The following is a 15,256-nucleotide window of genomic DNA, read 5'->3' on the forward strand; positions in this document are numbered from 1 at the left end:
CTATTCGCCTTTGCGGCGGAAGCGAAAGGATTCCCTTATTCGCCCTTGCAGCGTTAGCGAAAGGAGCTCCGCTATTCCGCCCATGCAGCGTTTGTTGAATGGACTTCCGCAATTCGCCCCTTGCGGCGGCAGCGATAAGACTTCCGCTATTTCTCATCCGCCATCCGCGTTCCAACCGCGTCGAACAGCTCCGGGTCGGCCCAGCCGTAGCAATAGTACAGCACATCGTCCGCAGCGCTCCGATCGGCTTCATCAATCGCCAGGACCAGCTCGTCCGGCGACAAATTCCACATCTGGATACCGCTGAAAATGTACGTTCCGGGTTGGGAAAGCGATCTGACCTTGTCGTTCTCGACACCTACGAATTCGATCGGGAAGCCGTGTTGCTTGAACTGCTCGTAGGATATCCGGTAATCCATGCCAAATAGCCGCATAAAGGCCAGGAATGCCTGTTCGCGATCATCCCGCTCGGAGGCGAAATACTCGATCAGTCCTTGGACGTCCGCACCGCCGCCCAGCTTGTGGTAAGGGAAATGCTTCAATGCCGGCGAATGCTTCGTAAGCCGCGCGTAGTCCTGTCCCAAAATCCAGGCGTAGGAAGGAGGCCACAAATCGAGCCAGCAGACGATGGACGGATTGCGCAGGCGCAGGCTTGCGGTCAGCGATTCGATAAACGACGAGACGCTGTCCTGCTTAAAACGAATCCAAGCCTGTACGGCAGCCGAATCGGTTATGCGGGCAACGGCCTCGTCGAATTGTTTCTCGCCCAGCATTCGAACGACTCCGTCCAATTCCGCCCTCAAGGGGTCCGGCTCCAGTCCGAGACGAACCATTTTGCTGCGGCACCGATCGCAGAAGCAGCTGAACAAGCCGGCGGGGTTCACTTGCTTGCCCGCCCAGTCCGGAAAGCGGATGCGGTCGAGCAGAAACGTCGTGCAGCCGTATCGCTCGCTTGCGGCCAGCAGCACGTTCGTCCACATTTCCACCACGTCCCGTCCGTTCGGACAAAGCCAATGCTCGACCGGATTTCCGCGGAAATCGACGACGCCGTTATGGTGCAGATCGCCTTCGAAATGCCCGTTTAACAGATTCACCCAGGGGACGACCGAATAGGGGGTGCCTTTCGCGGCTTCCAGCAGCAGGCCCAGCGAATCGCGACCGTCCTCGACGGAAGAGTCCGTTGCTTGGTACAGACGGGGACACAGCTTCCGGGTGTCCAGACTCAAATGGAACGTGCCCGTTCCTTGCACGACATCATGAACCGGATTATGGGGCAGGATGCCTGCCGGGTAAGGATTTCTTTCGAATATCGTGTTTGCCTCCGGCAGCAAATACCGGATGCGGCCCATTTTTCCGACGAGCTTCATGATGGCTGCAGGACCTTCGTCCAATATATCGTGGGGGTGAAGATGAATTCCGCCCAATCGTTATTCTCCTCTCGCTGGCAATGAGGGAGTAATTCCGCAAGGCAGTCCGGATCTCCTTGTCGCAACTCGGGAGAAGTAATGAAAGTACCAAAACCGGCAATAACTTTCCATAACATTGGACCGATGATGACGGAAATATAAAATTTTCCAAACGGTCTTGAACGATGGGAACGCAAGTAGTATGATTTTATTGGAGAACATCATTCTATATTAAAGAACATGACTGCTTGCAATCCATGTTCTACGCCATGATTCCATTCCATGGGAACGTAACAAGGGGGCTCTTGACTGTGACATTCAGCAAAGGCAATAAAATCGTATTCATCGGTGACAGCATTACGGACAAAGGGAGAAAGACGGACCCGCTCAAGCTGGGCGGCGGCTACGTCCGCGTGCTGCACGATTATTTCGCGACCGCACGCCCCGAGCTGTCCTTGCACGTCATTAACGAAGGTACCAGCGGCAATCGGGTCATCGACCTGCAGAAGCGGTGGAGGCTCGACGTGCTTGACCATAAGCCGGATTGGGTGTCCGTCTCGATCGGCATAAACGACGTGTGGCGCCAGCTCGATTCCCCGGACGCCGAGCAAGTATACCCGGACCGCTTCGAAGCGGTGTACCGTTCCCTGCTTCAGCTGACGAAGGAGGAGCTTCCGGGCTGCCGGTTCATCCTGATGCAGCCGACCGCGGTCAAGGAAATTCCCGATTCCACGGGGAATGTCATGCTCAAGCCTTATGTGGAAATCGTCGATCGTCTGGCCGCGGAATTCGAAGCCGTTCTCGTTCCGACGCATACGGCCTTCCTCGATTTTTTGCAACGGGGCACCGGCAAGCCATTGACGACGGACGGCGTTCATATGACTACGCTCGGCGACATGCTGATGGCCACCACATGGCTGAAAGCGGTAGGCGAGTAGTCCGGTTTTCTTTATCGGTCGCGACCTTTGTCGCGGCTTTTTTTCAACCGTATAGATTTAAAAAGTTTCGGGGTCCCCGCAAAGCGCCTGGATAAACATCGGAGCAAAAGCTCCGCCTTGTGGGGTTATTTCATGCAGCAGCTTGAACCGGAAACCGACAACTGCTAATCTGGCTATAGTCCATCAGGGGAAACCAAAACGGGAGGCTATCGGTATGAATGATTGGAAAACGCTGGACACGGACGAGTTGAACGGTCTGCTGCAGGATCGGCAAGCGATATATGAACGGTACCGGAATCGACGGTTGAGGCTGGACATGTCGAGAGGCAAGCCATGCCCAGAGCAGCTGGAGCTGTCCATGGGAATGCTCGACGCAGTGGGTTCCGCCCATAGTCCCAAGACGGCGGACGGTACGGATACCCGCAACTACGGCGGGCTGGACGGTATTCCCGAAGCGAAGGAGCTGTTCGCCCAAATGCTGGAGGTGCAGCCGGACGAGGTCATCGTCGGCGGAAGCTCCAGCCTGACGATGATGCACGATGCGATTGCCAGAGCGATGCTGCAGGGCGTGCTCGGCAGCGCCGCTCCGTGGGGAAAGCTTTCCGCGGTCAAGTTTTTGTGTCCGAGTCCCGGCTACGACAGACATTTCGCCATATGCGAGCTGTTCGGAATCGAGATGATCGTCGTCGAGATGAAGCACGACGGACCGGATATGGATGCGGTCGAGAAGCTTGTCGGCGAGGATGAGTCGATCAAAGGGATATGGTGCGTTCCCAAATACAGCAATCCGGACGGGATCACCTATTCGGACGAGGTTGTGGACCGGCTGGCCCGCATGCAGGCGAAGGCGGCGGATTTCCGGATTTTCTGGGACAATGCATATGCCGTGCATCATGTAACCGATCATCCGGATCGGTTGAAGCCGATTCTCGAGGCGTGCAAGGCGGCGGGCAATCCCGACCGCGTCTTCCTGTTCAGCTCCACGTCGAAAATCAGCTTCTCCGGCGCTGGCGTAGCCGCAATGTCCGCAAGCGTCGCGAACCTGAACCAGATCCGCAAGGCGCTCTCCGTCCAAACGATCGGACCGGACAAAATCAATCAGCTCCGGCACGTCCGCTTCTTTGGCGGCATGGACGGCATAAAGGCGCATATGGACAAGCATGCGGCCATCATGAAGCCAAAATTCGATACGGTGCTGAGCCTGCTCGAAACGGAATTGGGCGACAAAGGGATCGCTTCGTGGAACAAGCCGAACGGAGGATATTTCATTAGCCTGAATACGCTGGACGGCTGCGCCAAGGAAGTGGTCGCGATGGCCGCCGAGGCTGGCGTCACTCTGACCAAGGCAGGGGCGACATACCCGTACGGCCGCGATCCGCGGGATCGCAATATCCGTATTGCGCCGTCGTATCCGACGCTGTCCGAGCTCGGGACGGCAATTGAAATATTGTGCGTGTGCGTACAGATCGCGGGGGCCAAGAAGCTGTTGTCCGGGAAACAATAGAGGATATTCCGGACGCGGCTTGTAAGGCCAACGATGCGGGTGCAGGCATGCACCCCGAAAGGAGACAACCGGGAATGAATTGGATGATGATGCTGGTCGTGCTGCTGGGCGGGGGCGCTACCGCGGTGCAGGCGGGAGTGAACGGCGCGCTGGGGCGCAAAGTGGGAACGATTGAAGGGGCGTTTACTTCGTTTTTGATCGGAACGGTCGCGCTGTTTCTTATCATGATGTTTCTAGGCAAGGGCAATGTGCTCCAAATCGTTTCTTTGCCGAAATGGCAGCTGACCGGCGGCTTGCTCGGGGCGTTGTATGTAATCGGCATGGTGTTCGCCGTGCCGAAAATCGGCGTCGCCTCGTCCATGGTTGCCGTAATCGCGGGGCAGCTGCTGACGAGCACGATTCTCGACCATTTCGGCGTAATGAGCGGGAAGCCGATCCCGATCGATTGGCAAAGGGTGCTCGGGATCGTGCTGCTCGCGGCTGCGCTGTTCCTTTTCTACAAAAAGTGATGCTTGACCGCATCGAGAATGCGCTTGTAATAAAGCTCCCCATGAGGGACAAAATCGCTGCGCCGAAGAAGGCGGTCGACGGGAACGGGTCGGCCGTCTTCTCCCGTTTCCAGACCGCTGGCCGACACGGTGTCCGCCTCGCCGGCGAATAGCCTCGCTGCCTCGATCGCGTTGATCCGCACGAGGCCGACGACTTCATCGGGCTGAAGCCGGTATTGCCCGAGCGGAAGATCGCATTCGTACAGAAACGTATGATAAAACTCGCGGTCGATCAAATCCAAGTAGCGCAGTTCGACGGGGATCGTGCCGATCGGGGTCAGGTCGGCAAAAGCCGCGCGCAGCCCGAGCTCCTCCTCCAGCTCGCGAACGCCGTCCTCCACCGTTTCTCCCGCGAGCAAATGTCCGGCCGACGTAATGTCGTATTTGCCGGGATGGGTGTCTTTGTCCGGATGCCGTTTCTGGAACAAAATAAGCGGTTGCCCGTCGGCGTCTCGCGTCACGATCCAGCAGTGGAACGTCTGGTGCCAGTAGCCGTTCGCGTGCGTATCCCGGCGTGTTGCGGTGCCGATAAGGTTCATATGCTCATCGAAAATGTCGAATAGTTCGTGTTTCATCGCTACCTCCGTCGTATGTTCGCCTATCCGCCCATTATAGCACGATAGGGGAGCGTACGCTTGCCGGCTCAAGCGCTGTCGCTCTTGGCCAGACCGCGATACTGGATCGGCACGATCAGCGCCCACATCGTGTTGACCAAACCGAGCATTTTGACGAGCAGACCATTACGACCGTCGACAGGCTAACCTTTACATCCGGCAGTCAAATGGCGAAAACCGTGATAAGATGGTTCATGACGAATGGCAGAGGCAGCGGTCTCACGAGAGAAATGGCGGAAGGAGCGGAATACGACGATGAACATGAAACAAACGGGGGACGTCGGGGGAACGTCGCCGAACGTCGCCATGATCGCGGCGATGGACCGCAATCGCGTCATCGGCAAAAGCAACGCGATTCCATGGCGGTTACCGGCGGAGCAGCAATATTTCAAGCGGATTACGATGGGGCATACGGTGCTCACGGGACGTCTGAACTATGAGGCGATGAAGCGGCCGCTTGCGGGAAGAACCAACGTCGTGATGACACGGGACCAGGCGTTCGCGGCGGATGGCTGCGAGGTTGTCCGAACGGTCGATGAAGCTCTGGCGCGGTACGCGGGAAATGCGAATTCCCCGCTGTTCGTAATCGGCGGGGAACAAATATACCGGTTGTTTTTGCCGGTAGCGCACACGCTTTACTTGACCGTTATCGACGAAACGTTCGACGGGGATACGTATTTCCCCGAGCTCGACCCGGCGGAATGGAACGAAATATCGCGCGAACGCGGGGCTACGGACGAACAGAACAGGCATGCTTACGTATACTATGTGTACCGTCGCACATCGGCGGGTAGCGGCGAATAATTCGGGCTGTAGTCATGCAACCGGGGGCTGGTTCGGGCTTAACGCATCCGGTAACGTACCGACCAGAAGCAGGCGGCGACGCGGACTTGCAGCTCTTCGGCATATGGAGTGAGCAGCGCCGTCAATTCGTCGGCGCTGTAATAGTTTTTCAGCACCTCGTGCCGGGAGCCGTCGGAGAGCGTACGGAGCTTGTACGTGTCTTCATCGCCGTCCTTGCGAAATAGCTCGCCGCCGATTCCTTGTACATACGTATTATCCGCCATGAAGACTACCGCACCGGGGGCGAGCCTGCGGTGAAAGCCGGTCAAAAATTCGTGGAGCCTCGATCCGGGCACGTGCGAGAGCCAGAAGTTGGCAAGTCCGGCATCGAACGAGCCGGGGATCCGCTCCAAGGCGTAAGCGTCAGCCTGGATAAAGCGGACCTTCGACGCAGGCAATCCTTTCGCCGAGGCGATGTCGAGCGTCTCCGGAGTCAGGTCCGTCGCCGTTACGTGTTCGGCCGTTCCTGCCGCGCGCTCGGTCCAATAACCGGTACCGCAGGCGATTTCTAGCACGCGGCGTCCTTGCAGGGCGGCTCCCAAATCCCGCTCCAGATCGGCCAGTTCTTGACGGCGAACCGGATCGTCCCGGTGATAGACTCTTTCATATTCTTGCGCTCGTTGGCTGTAATAGTGCTGCATCGCACAACCTCCCTGATCGTTTTTCAAGCTGATCCCGCGGGGGGGAGCGACCCGGAGAAGATTGCGGCGCCGCGCGTACGGCAACGGCGGCAATCCGCGGGCCGTAGTACAGCATAACGTATCGGAAGGGATTGTCAATGCCCGAATCGGCTTCAGGTGCGCTTGGTGCGTCGAATTTCTTCCATTTCCTTGCGCATCTTCTCGCGGTAGCGCATCTCGATGCGGATCGAGTAAATAAAGCCGATGACGCCGACGATGACGACAACGATGATGATCGGCGTGCTGTAAGTTGGAAGCACGTTAACGATTCCCCCTAACTGTTGGGTGATTAAGAACATCTTTCCATAGCATATATTTCAAATTATACACTATCAATTGAATAATCTTCAACTATATATTGAAGAAAATTCAAATCTCTTATACTGAATGTCAGAGGTGATCCAAATCATGACTTTCGGTGCGAGATTGAGAAGCGCCAGAAACAGCAAGCGACTCACCCAGCATCAGGTGGCGGATACGCTTGGCCTCAATTTCACGACCATTTCCAAATACGAGAACGACAAATCTCAGCCCGATAACGAGATTCTGCAGAAAATGTCCGTCTTGTACGACGTGTCGATCGATTGGCTGCTTACGGGTGAGACGGGCGGGTCGGCCGCGGCCGGAGGCCGGGCGAAAATGTACTTCGGCGGACAGGTCGAGGAGCTGACGGAGGAAGAGGCCGAGCATTTGCGCGACAGCCTGGAAATGTTCCGGCTCCTGAAGGAGAAGCGCGCCAAGTACGATAGCGGCAGAAAACCGGACAAATAGAGCAAGGCCGAATATCCGTCATACGCAAGAAGCCGCATTCCCGTTGTCGCGAGAGTGCTTTTTGGCGTCCGCTCCGTCAGAGACGGCCCGAACGGCTCAAGCGGAATCGCCGACGTGGTCGGACAGCTCGCCGACGAACAGAGCCGCGGCCAGCGACAAGGACTGTTCCTCCGCCGTTACGACGCCGATGGAACGTTCGGGCACGGGCTCCGCCGTGCGGATTTCCAGCAGCGTCCCCGTCTCCAGCTCCGTGCGGACGAAATCGCGGTTCACATAGCATACGCCCATATTCCGGGCGGCGAATTCGATGCCGAGATCGATATTTCCGAGCTCGATCTCCGGCTCCAGCTCCAGCCCGTGCGTCTGCAGAAACGCCCGCAGAAACGACCGGGTCCGGCTCTCCGCCGACAGCATGATGAACGGCTCCCGCACAAGCTCCTTCAAAGGGACCGGCGACTCCGCGAGACGGGCATATGCGGGGCCCGCGACGAAGCAATCCCGCACCGTCCTTTGCGCCGTTACGCGGACGGCGTCTCCCGCCGGCATATGCACGATGCCGCAGTCGATATCGCCCGCATCGAGCCGCTTCAGCAAATCCTCGCTTTTGCCGTGCGTCAAACGGATCCGGATACCGGGATGGTTGCCGTGGAACGACTCCAGAAACGGCAGCACGACATGCCTGCACAGCGAATCGCTCGCTCCGAGACGAACGACCCCGGACAAATACGATTTCATCTCCCCGATTTTGCGCTCCCCGGCTTGCAGCAGCCCGAACGCCTGCTCTACGAACCGGAACAGCACCCGCCCTTCTTCCGTCAGCTCCACGCCCTTCGACTTCCGGACCAGCAGCCTCACTCCGAGCTGCTCCTCCAGCTGCCGGACGGCATAGCTGGCGCTTGGCTGCGTAATGTACAGATCCTCCGCCGCTTTCGTAATGCTGCCGTTCATGACGGCCCGGTGAAACACTTTATAATAGGTTAGCGAGCTCATTGATATAGAACACCTCTATGTCATGAATTTAAAACATCAATTATCTATATATCTTATCCCCCTCTATAATGAAACACAAGCGGACTGCCGCTAATAAGGAGCAGGGGAGTAATCGCCATGGTAAAACCGGAGCCGGATTTTATTGCCCGATCGCCCTGGTCGGCGCTGCACGACATCGAGGAAGCGCGGATCGATCCGCCGTTTCGGCCGCCCGAAGGAATAAGCATCGACGCCCCCGGCAGCAAAAGCGCGTCCAACCGGGTGCTGATACTGGCGGCAATGGCCGAAGGACGTTCGGTTATCCGCAATTTGTTGAGAAGCGACGATACGTACTGGTGCATCGAGGCTCTGAGAAGCTTGGGCGTCTCTATTGCCGTAGGCGAACAGGAAGTGAGGATCGAGGGAACCGGGGGAGCTTGGCCGAATAAGGACGCCGAGCTTTACCTGGGGGCGTCGGGTACGATAGCGCGTTTTCTGCCTGGCGCTCTGGCTGCCGCGGAGGCAGGCCGATGGAGGCTGAAAGGCAGCCGTAGCTTGAATATGCGGCCGATCGGCCCTTTGGTCGGAGCGCTGAACGCGCTGGGAGCGAATATCCTTTACGCGGAGCGGGAGGGAATGCTCCCGATTACGGTCGGCGCGTCCGGACTCGCCGGGGGGCGGATCGAAATATCCGGAGACGTCTCCAGCCAATTTGTGAGCGGGGTGCTCATGGCGAGCTCTTACGCTGCGGCGCCGACGGAGATTGACGTGCCGGGAGGCATCGTCCAGCACGCGTATGTCGGCATTACTGTCGACCTGATGAGGCGTTTCGGCGCGGTAGTATCCCACGGGGATACGTTCGAAAGGATCGAAGTAAAGCCTCGGCGGTACGCGGGGCAAACGACCCCGATCGAAGCCGACGCTTCGACGGCATGCTATTATATGGCATATGCGGCATTGACCGGCGGGCGCGTTCTTATTTCGAATCTGAATGCGGCTACGCTGCAGCCGGATATCGGGTTTACGGATATATTGGAAAGGATGGGCTGTCTCGTCCGCCGGGGACCGGACGGCGTCGAGGTGCAGGGACCGGAGCGGCTGCGGGGGGGATTCTCCGTGAGCATGAAAGAAATGTCCGACCAGACGATGACGCTCGCGGCTATGGCGCCGTTCGCCGACGCGCCGGTCGCGATTACCGACGTGGCGCATGTCCGCCATCACGAGTGCGACCGCATCGCGGCGATGTGCGAATCGCTTCGCCGGCTCGGCATCGTCGCGGAAGAAAGGGCGGACGGACTGACCGTGCATCCGGGCGCCCCGTCGGCCGGCGACGATGCCCTCGAGACGTACGACGATCACCGGGTAGCGATGTCGCTGGCCTTGATCGGGTCGAAAGTGCCGGGTATACGGCTCAAGGACCCGGGCTGCGTGTCGAAGACGTGCCCGTCTTTCTTCGAGGATATGCAGCGGCTCGGCATGCAAGTTAGCCTGAAGCGAAGAAGCGTATAAAGGTCAAGGCCGCGGCGTCCGAATATTCCGGAGCGTTCGCGGCCTTTCGATCGTCGATTCGGAATGCTTTAGTGAACTTTGGTTCAGCTTACTTCTTACGAATGTCCCCCCGATTCCAACAAATATTTGGCGAACCCTACCGGATTCGAATACAATTGCTGGAACGTATCCGGCATATTGCCTTGCTGGAAGCTGTACCTGAGATCGCGCCCATTGCATTCGATAAACATCGGAAAACCGTGCTCCGTGAGTCCCACGTCAAGCCCGATATCCGCAAGGTGGGGCAAGTACCGGCTTAAATGGCACGCCACCCGCAGCGAAAACTCGCCGATCGCTTGTCTGACCGATTCGGCGCGCAACAGCGGATACGCTTCAAGCACATGGTCGAGCCGATACACGACGCCGCCTTGGGCTACGTTTGTCCGGTATGCGCCCGGCTTGGCGACCTTCGCGGCGATGCCGCTGATTTGCCAATCCCCGGTCTCGTTCCGCTGGACGGATACCCGCAGATCGAACGGTCTGCCGTTGTAGGTGGCGAGCGGCAACAGCTGCTGGACGAGATAAGGCCGCGACCTCAGCTTGCGCCTCAAGACGGCGGGCAGCTTTTCCCGGAAGGCGATTACCCTTCCTTTGACGACGCCGTGCAGCAGCCAGCCGGGCCCGGTATGCTCCAGCTTCATGATGCCCATGCCGATACTGCTGCTGTTCGGCTTCAGAATGAGCTGCGGAAATACGGCCATCATTTCCTTCACCGCCGACAAAGTCGCCGCTTGGGTAACCGGCAGATGCGGCCGCAAGGTCGGATCCGTCATCAGCAGCTGGTGAATATATCCTTTCCCGTACCGGTTCCACTCGTTGAATATGCGTTTCCCGTCGTCCACGAGACGGCGGATCGCCAGCTTCGGCCGCTTGTTCGTATATAGCGTCCGGTTATGGATGACGTCCGGCGCGGGAATCCGGCATCGTTTGTATCCTATTTCCGTTTTGACGTAAGCATGGATAAACGGCTGCCCCGGTTGAATGTCCTTCAGCCGGAAAAAACACGGGGTGACTCCGTGAAGTCGTCCGGCTCTTTCATAGCAGGGCAGCGATTCGTGGTACGTACGGCCGGTCGGAATGCCCCGGAACCAGGAATCGTTGACGAGAATGCCGATAAAGCGATTGTCCATGACTGCTTCTTCACCTCCCGTATACCGTATGCGCGAATGCCAGTCCCGGTATGGACGAGTGCGGTTAGACGAATGTTCCCGCAGGCGGGCCGGGCAACGGGACGGCATGCCTTGACGGCGTATAATCGGTTCGGATTTCCATATACTAACAAGGCTAGTCCGCAACAAGCAAGAAAGGATGTGAGCCGATGGGCCGCAACCAATCGAACAATAACGGGAAAAAAAAGCAGCCGGGCAACCGCGGAGATTCCGATACCGCCCAAGCCGGCACTTCGAAGGAGAAGTAATACCGGTCCGCCGGCATTCGTCTCGCGAAGGCTTCCCGAAGGAAAGACCCCAAACCGCCCGAGCGCGAATCGGGTCGAGCCGGTCCGCCTAGGCCGGTTCGCCTCCGTTTTCCGCTAAGGGCGGTTTTCATTTCGAGTTCAGTTGTCGATGATTTCCCGGATGATTTCGCATATCGACGCCATCACCCTCCGCCTGTATAATGTTGTAAACCGATACACGTCCCTTACAGGAGGTTGTGCTTGATGCAGCGTTACATTACACCCGGTACGGTCATGAGGAACCGTTTCCGGCATCGACCGGCGCCCGCGTGGAGGCTGGCTATCCTATGCTTTCGCGATTATACCGGGTCGCAAATATTAGTAGAGGCTTTCGGCGCGACGCCGGTCGGCTATAAAGTGCTTTATGGAATGGAGGAGTTCGATGGCGCACCGATCGTATATGAAGCGGAGCTGGCCGGCGGCAAGGTCGGGATCGTGACAAGATGCAATTGGGGCGGCCCGCAAGCCGCCATCTTGGTCGAGGAGCTGGCGGAGCTCGGAGTCGAATGGATTATCGGGTACGGGGCGGCCGGGTCGATCGACAAACGAATTGCCAAAGGAAAGCAGCTTATCGCGAGCCGCACGCTTCTGTCGGACGGGACCAGCCGGGCTTATAGGAAGGATGAGCCATACCTCGAGTGCGACGCCGGTTTTCTGCGAACGGCACTGGAAGCGGTGGAGGCAAACGGGCTGACCGGCGATGTCCGGGAAACGACGGCGGCGACTATCGACGCCCTGTACAGGGAGACGAAGGAGCTTGTGGAGGAGCTGCGCTCGGCCGGGGCGGAGATCGTGAATATGGAAACCTCGGCCTTGTACGCGGTCTCCCGGGTGTGCGGGATCAAAAGCGTCTGGATCGGCTTCGTCAGCGATTGTCTGGTCGACGACGATTGGGACGACTGGCACGTCAATTTGTCCGAGCTGGCCGCGACGACTTCCCGGATCTGTCTCGAGGTGGCGCGTAGAACGCTGGACCAATGAGGCGTATCAAGGAGAGTATGCCTCCCTGCAAACAACGCGCCGTCCTCGGTTGTCAGCCCGCCCTTTGCCCGCATATGATGTAAGGTCCGGGAATGGCGCGGCGGATGCAGCGCCGGGTCTGCGCCGGCGACTATCGCCGGGAGGAGATGCAAGATGCCGTCAACCCGCATCATCGTCGATTTGTCGGATCGACAGCTTCATCTGCTGGAGGACGACCGCGTCGTCCAGTCGTATCCCGTCGGCATCGGTAAAATGCTGACCGCAACCCCTGCGGGGGAGTACAAAGTCGTCAACAAAGCCCCCAACCCGGGAGGACCGTTCGGGGCATATTGGATCGGGCTTTCCAAGAAGCATTACGGCATACACGGCACGAACGATCCTTCGTCCATCGGCAAGCTTTCGTCGCACGGATGCATCCGCATGTTCAATCGGGACGTTCTGCAGCTGGAGCGGCGTGTGCGGATCGGGACTCCCGTCACGATCCGGCAATAGTCCGGAACGTCGTGCCGTCATAGAAAGGAGGTGGACGCTCATGTCCCGTTTACGGATCGCGATCATCACGCCCGGCACGTTCGCAATCCCTTCGGGGAGAAGCAGCTCCGTCGAGCTCGTGACCATGCAGGTGGGGAGTCGGCTAAGGCATCATGCCGACGTCGTCGTGCTCGGCAAAAAGACGAAGAGGCTGCCGGCGCGGGAGGTTCGCGACGGAATCCGGTTTATTCGCCCTGCCGCGAAGCCGTACATCGGCGTATCCTCGAGATTGCTCCGCCGAGAACGGCCGGATATTATTCAGGTGGAGAATCGCCCGCGCTATGCCCGTTACGTCAAGAAACGCCATCCGGATGCCCGGGTCGTGCTGTCACTGCATTCGACCGCCTTTATGTCGAAGCCGCACATTTCCGCCCCGGTTCTCCGCTCTTGCCTTCATTCCGCCGATGCGATTGTCGTAAACAGCCATTACTTGAAAAAGCGCGTTGCCGCCGAGGACGAATCGCTCGCCGCGAAAATCGTAGTGAATCATCTGGGCGTCGATACGGACCGCTTCGTGTCGCGATGGTCGGAAGAAGAGCAAGCAAAGCGGACGGAGCAGCTCGCTAAGCTGGGACTGTCGGGCAAAAAAATTATTCTGTATGTCGGCCGGTTCATTCCGATCAAAGGCGTTCACCATCTGATCGGCACGATGCCCGCGATTGCGGCGCTTCAGCCGGATGCCGTGCTGCTCATGATCGGGGGAGCGTATTACGGCTCGAACCGGCAGACACCGTATGTGCGCCGGCTGCGCCGGATGGCGCAAGTCGTCAAGGAGCACGTACGCTTCGTGCCTTTCGTCTCGCATGACAAAATTCCGGCCTGGTTTCGTCTCGCCGATGTCGTCGTCGTTCCTTCGGCAGAGCAGGAGGCATTCGGGCTCGTCAACGTCGAAGCGATGGCGTCGGGCGTTCCGGTTATCGCCACCGCGTCGGGGGGAATGAAAGAAATTATCGAGCATGACCGGTCCGGGCTGCTGATCGAACCCGGTAATATCGCCGAAGAGCTTGTCCGGCATATATGCCGGGTGCTGGACGATCCGGAATATGCCAGAAGCCTGGGCGAGAACGGAATAACCCGGGTTCGCGACAGCTTCACGTGGCAGCATACGACGGACCGTCTGCTCGACCTGTACGGCAGCTTGGACGGAACGTCCGTCGATGCATCGTCGGGCGAAGCGACGGATCCCAAATGAAGAAGCGGCTCATTTCCGCCCTGCGGAGAAGAGCCGCTTTTGCATTCGTCACCATTCGGCGATTTGTTTTTTTACGATTTCGCGCTTTTCCTGAATGAACCGCCTGATCAGCTCCGGCTCCCCGTCGAATACGCGAACGGGCCAGTTCCGGGTATGGTCCCGGTAAATGCTGTCGGCGATTCGGCCGTGCATCGTTCTCACCATAGGCATGACTTGCTGCTCGGTAAATCTCGTTTCCAGCAAATCCTCGAGCAGGACCCGATACCGCCTTCGGACGGCGCTGTCCGAGAGCAGCGCTTCGGTCAGCTTGTTGTAGCCCGCCACGCGCACCAGATCGCTGGCGCAAGGCTTGCCGTAGCAGTTCCGCCCCCAAGTCCCTTCATAATCCCAAGGAATCATTCTGTACTTGCCCGACGGCTTATGCTCATAAATCGCGTAGTTTTGATCGAACCCGTCGTAATTGTTCGTCAGCACGGCTCCGGCGAGCCAGCGCAAATAATTACCGGTATCCAGCTTCCGGTTCAAATAGGCGTCCAATCGCTCGCCCTTCAGCCCGTGCAGATTACGGATAAAGCTTATTAGTCTCGACCGGCCGGTGCGGGAGCCCGATACAAGCTTATATCCTTCGAACAACGATTTTTTCCGTTTGCCGGATTCCGGACTGACGAGAGAGAAATTCGCGCTGTCGTTTATCGCATACGCAAGCGTTGCCGCAGCGATCCGCCGGCGCCGGAAGAAAGCCCGGTTTACGGCTTCGATCAGCAGGTATACGCCTTCGTTTTGTCCGTTTATCCGAAGCGTGCAGTGGCGGGTTGACGGGCTCGATACGCCGATCGATTGGAAAAACCGGAACGACAACGCATTGCGGATCATCGACGGATCGTCATACTCGGCGTTGAAATGATATGTCTTGCCCTCGACGCGGATTTCGTACGATTTTTTCGGATAATTCCGCGTATGGCCGCCCCGGTAACGGATACGGATCGGTACTTGGCGTCCTTCGCGGAGAAGGCGTGCGGAAACGAACGTTCCGCTCCACATATGTTTCTTCATCCGTTCTTTCTCGTCGGCTCCAATGACAATGTTGTACTCGGCCAGTGCCATAAAGGTTCGGTCCCGCCTTTCGTGACATGGGAACAGCCTATCCATAGCGGGTAGGCTGTTGTGGGATACGATATGCGAAGGAACAGGCGGGCGCGACGGCGGGCGCCCGGTCGGGGATGGCCTGGAGCAATTTTTCGCAAGTGTTCGACTAGAGGGGGACATGACGATGTA

17 protein-coding genes are annotated in these 15,256 nt (G+C 58.1%); 10 read left to right on the top strand and 7 right to left on the bottom strand.

Translation table 11 applies throughout. The features are described from left to right. Positions 1-146: 146 nt before the first annotated feature. Positions 147-1,424, bottom strand: a complete 1,278-nt coding sequence (locus FE784_RS35680) for a hypothetical protein (protein WP_139607014.1) — start codon at positions 1,422-1,424, stop codon at positions 147-149. Between the two features lie 293 nt (positions 1,425-1,717). Between FE784_RS35680 and FE784_RS35685 the strand changes: the two genes are divergently transcribed. From FE784_RS35685 to FE784_RS35695, 3 genes are all read left to right on the top strand, one after another. After that, positions 1,718-2,344, top strand: coding sequence for an SGNH/GDSL hydrolase family protein (locus FE784_RS35685; RefSeq protein WP_246132339.1), 627 nt, complete (start codon positions 1,718-1,720; stop codon positions 2,342-2,344). 214 nt (positions 2,345-2,558) lie between these two features. Then, a complete protein-coding gene (locus FE784_RS35690; protein ID WP_139607015.1) occupies positions 2,559-3,848 on the top strand; it encodes an aspartate aminotransferase type Ic in 1,290 nt (429 codons plus the stop codon). 74 nt (positions 3,849-3,922) lie between these two features. After that, a complete protein-coding gene (locus FE784_RS35695; protein WP_139607016.1) occupies positions 3,923-4,357 on the top strand; it encodes a DMT family transporter in 435 nt (144 codons plus the stop codon). Here the strand turns inward: FE784_RS35695 and FE784_RS35700 are convergent. Further along, positions 4,345-4,971 carry an NUDIX hydrolase gene (locus tag FE784_RS35700; RefSeq protein WP_139607017.1) on the bottom strand — a complete coding sequence of 209 codons (627 nt, stop codon included), beginning with the start codon at positions 4,969-4,971 and terminating at the stop codon, positions 4,345-4,347. The two genes, FE784_RS35695 and FE784_RS35700, sit on opposite strands and share 13 nt — an antisense overlap. Before the next feature lie 60 nt (positions 4,972-5,031). Here FE784_RS35700 and FE784_RS42525 point away from each other — a divergent pair, with 60 nt between their 5' ends. Continuing rightward, positions 5,032-5,157 (top strand): hypothetical protein, encoded by a 126-nt coding sequence (locus FE784_RS42525; RefSeq protein ID WP_281287209.1) that lies wholly within the window; start codon positions 5,032-5,034, stop codon positions 5,155-5,157. A 108-nt stretch (positions 5,158-5,265) separates the two neighbouring features. Then, a complete protein-coding gene (locus FE784_RS35705; RefSeq protein ID WP_246132340.1) occupies positions 5,266-5,814 on the top strand; it encodes a dihydrofolate reductase in 549 nt (182 codons plus the stop codon). A 38-nt stretch (positions 5,815-5,852) separates the two neighbouring features. Here FE784_RS35705 and FE784_RS35710 read toward each other — a convergent pair whose 3' ends face one another. Together FE784_RS35710 and FE784_RS41325 are read right to left on the bottom strand one after the other, a co-directional pair. Further along, positions 5,853-6,494, bottom strand: coding sequence for a class I SAM-dependent methyltransferase (locus tag FE784_RS35710; RefSeq protein ID WP_139607018.1), 642 nt, complete (start codon positions 6,492-6,494; stop codon positions 5,853-5,855). A gap of 152 nt (positions 6,495-6,646) precedes the next feature. Further along, positions 6,647-6,793, bottom strand: coding sequence for a hypothetical protein (locus FE784_RS41325; protein ID WP_176706748.1), 147 nt, complete (start codon positions 6,791-6,793; stop codon positions 6,647-6,649). A gap of 148 nt (positions 6,794-6,941) precedes the next feature. On the opposite strand from FE784_RS41325, the gene FE784_RS35715 reads away from it, so the two are divergent. Then, positions 6,942-7,304, top strand: a complete 363-nt coding sequence (locus tag FE784_RS35715) for a helix-turn-helix domain-containing protein (protein ID WP_176706749.1) — start codon at positions 6,942-6,944, stop codon at positions 7,302-7,304. 96 nt (positions 7,305-7,400) lie between these two features. Here the strand turns inward: FE784_RS35715 and FE784_RS35720 are convergent, their stop codons facing one another. Further along, entirely contained in the window at positions 7,401-8,294 is an 894-nt protein-coding gene (locus tag FE784_RS35720; protein ID WP_139607020.1) for a LysR family transcriptional regulator, read from the bottom strand. A 117-nt stretch (positions 8,295-8,411) separates the two neighbouring features. On the opposite strand from FE784_RS35720, the gene aroA reads away from it, so the two are divergent. Then, positions 8,412-9,782 (top strand): 3-phosphoshikimate 1-carboxyvinyltransferase, encoded by a 1,371-nt coding sequence (aroA, locus tag FE784_RS35725; protein ID WP_139607021.1) that lies wholly within the window; start codon positions 8,412-8,414, stop codon positions 9,780-9,782. A 95-nt stretch (positions 9,783-9,877) separates the two neighbouring features. On the opposite strand, the gene FE784_RS35730 is transcribed toward aroA, so the two are convergent. Further along, positions 9,878-10,951: a YheC/YheD family endospore coat-associated protein gene (locus FE784_RS35730; protein ID WP_176706750.1), complete on the bottom strand. Its 1,074-nt coding sequence runs from the start codon at positions 10,949-10,951 to the stop codon at positions 9,878-9,880. A gap of 530 nt (positions 10,952-11,481) precedes the next feature. Here FE784_RS35730 and FE784_RS35735 point away from each other — a divergent pair. The 3 genes from FE784_RS35735 to FE784_RS35745 all read left to right on the top strand — a co-directional run bounded on the left by FE784_RS35735 (position 11,482) and on the right by FE784_RS35745 (position 13,981). Next, a complete protein-coding gene (locus FE784_RS35735) occupies positions 11,482-12,258 on the top strand; it encodes a phosphorylase family protein (RefSeq protein ID WP_139607023.1) in 777 nt (258 codons plus the stop codon). Between the two features lie 153 nt (positions 12,259-12,411). After that, on the top strand, positions 12,412-12,750 hold the full coding sequence (locus tag FE784_RS35740; protein WP_139607024.1) for a L,D-transpeptidase: 339 nt from the start codon (positions 12,412-12,414) through the stop codon (positions 12,748-12,750). Positions 12,751-12,790: 40 nt separating this feature from the next. Next, positions 12,791-13,981: a glycosyltransferase family 4 protein gene (locus FE784_RS35745; protein WP_139607025.1), complete on the top strand. Its 1,191-nt coding sequence runs from the start codon at positions 12,791-12,793 to the stop codon at positions 13,979-13,981. Positions 13,982-14,029: 48 nt separating this feature from the next. Here the strand turns inward: FE784_RS35745 and FE784_RS35750 are convergent, their stop codons facing one another. Next, positions 14,030-15,085 (bottom strand): CotH kinase family protein, encoded by a 1,056-nt coding sequence (locus tag FE784_RS35750; protein ID WP_139607026.1) that lies wholly within the window; start codon positions 15,083-15,085, stop codon positions 14,030-14,032. Positions 15,086-15,256: the final 171 nt, after the last annotated feature.

Source organism: Paenibacillus hemerocallicola, from assembly GCF_006265175.1.
GTDB classification, from domain to species: Bacteria; Bacillota; Bacilli; order Paenibacillales; family NBRC-103111; genus Paenibacillus_AB; species Paenibacillus_AB hemerocallicola.

Bases quoted from the DNA above. Each gene is read 5' to 3' on its own strand.
- FE784_RS35690 (WP_139607015.1), top strand. From the start codon at position 2,559: ATGAATGATTGGAAAACGCTGGACACGGACGAGTTGAACGGTCTGCTG.
- FE784_RS35695 (WP_139607016.1), top strand. From the start codon at position 3,923: ATGAATTGGATGATGATGCTGGTCGTGCTGCTGGGCGGGGGCGCTACC.
- FE784_RS35700 (WP_139607017.1), bottom strand. From the start codon at position 4,971: ATGAAACACGAACTATTCGACATTTTCGATGAGCATATGAACCTTATC.
- FE784_RS35705 (WP_246132340.1), top strand. From the start codon at position 5,266: ATGAACATGAAACAAACGGGGGACGTCGGGGGAACGTCGCCGAACGTC.
- FE784_RS35710 (WP_139607018.1), bottom strand. From the start codon at position 6,494: ATGCAGCACTATTACAGCCAACGAGCGCAAGAATATGAAAGAGTCTAT.
- FE784_RS35715 (WP_176706749.1), top strand. From the start codon at position 6,942: ATGACTTTCGGTGCGAGATTGAGAAGCGCCAGAAACAGCAAGCGACTC.
- FE784_RS35720 (WP_139607020.1), bottom strand. From the start codon at position 8,294: ATGAGCTCGCTAACCTATTATAAAGTGTTTCACCGGGCCGTCATGAAC.
- aroA (WP_139607021.1), top strand. From the start codon at position 8,412: ATGGTAAAACCGGAGCCGGATTTTATTGCCCGATCGCCCTGGTCGGCG.
- FE784_RS35730 (WP_176706750.1), bottom strand. From the start codon at position 10,951: ATGGACAATCGCTTTATCGGCATTCTCGTCAACGATTCCTGGTTCCGG.
- FE784_RS35735 (WP_139607023.1), top strand. From the start codon at position 11,482: ATGCAGCGTTACATTACACCCGGTACGGTCATGAGGAACCGTTTCCGG.
- FE784_RS35740 (WP_139607024.1), top strand. From the start codon at position 12,412: ATGCCGTCAACCCGCATCATCGTCGATTTGTCGGATCGACAGCTTCAT.
- FE784_RS35745 (WP_139607025.1), top strand. From the start codon at position 12,791: ATGTCCCGTTTACGGATCGCGATCATCACGCCCGGCACGTTCGCAATC.
- FE784_RS35750 (WP_139607026.1), bottom strand. From the start codon at position 15,085: ATGGCACTGGCCGAGTACAACATTGTCATTGGAGCCGACGAGAAAGAA.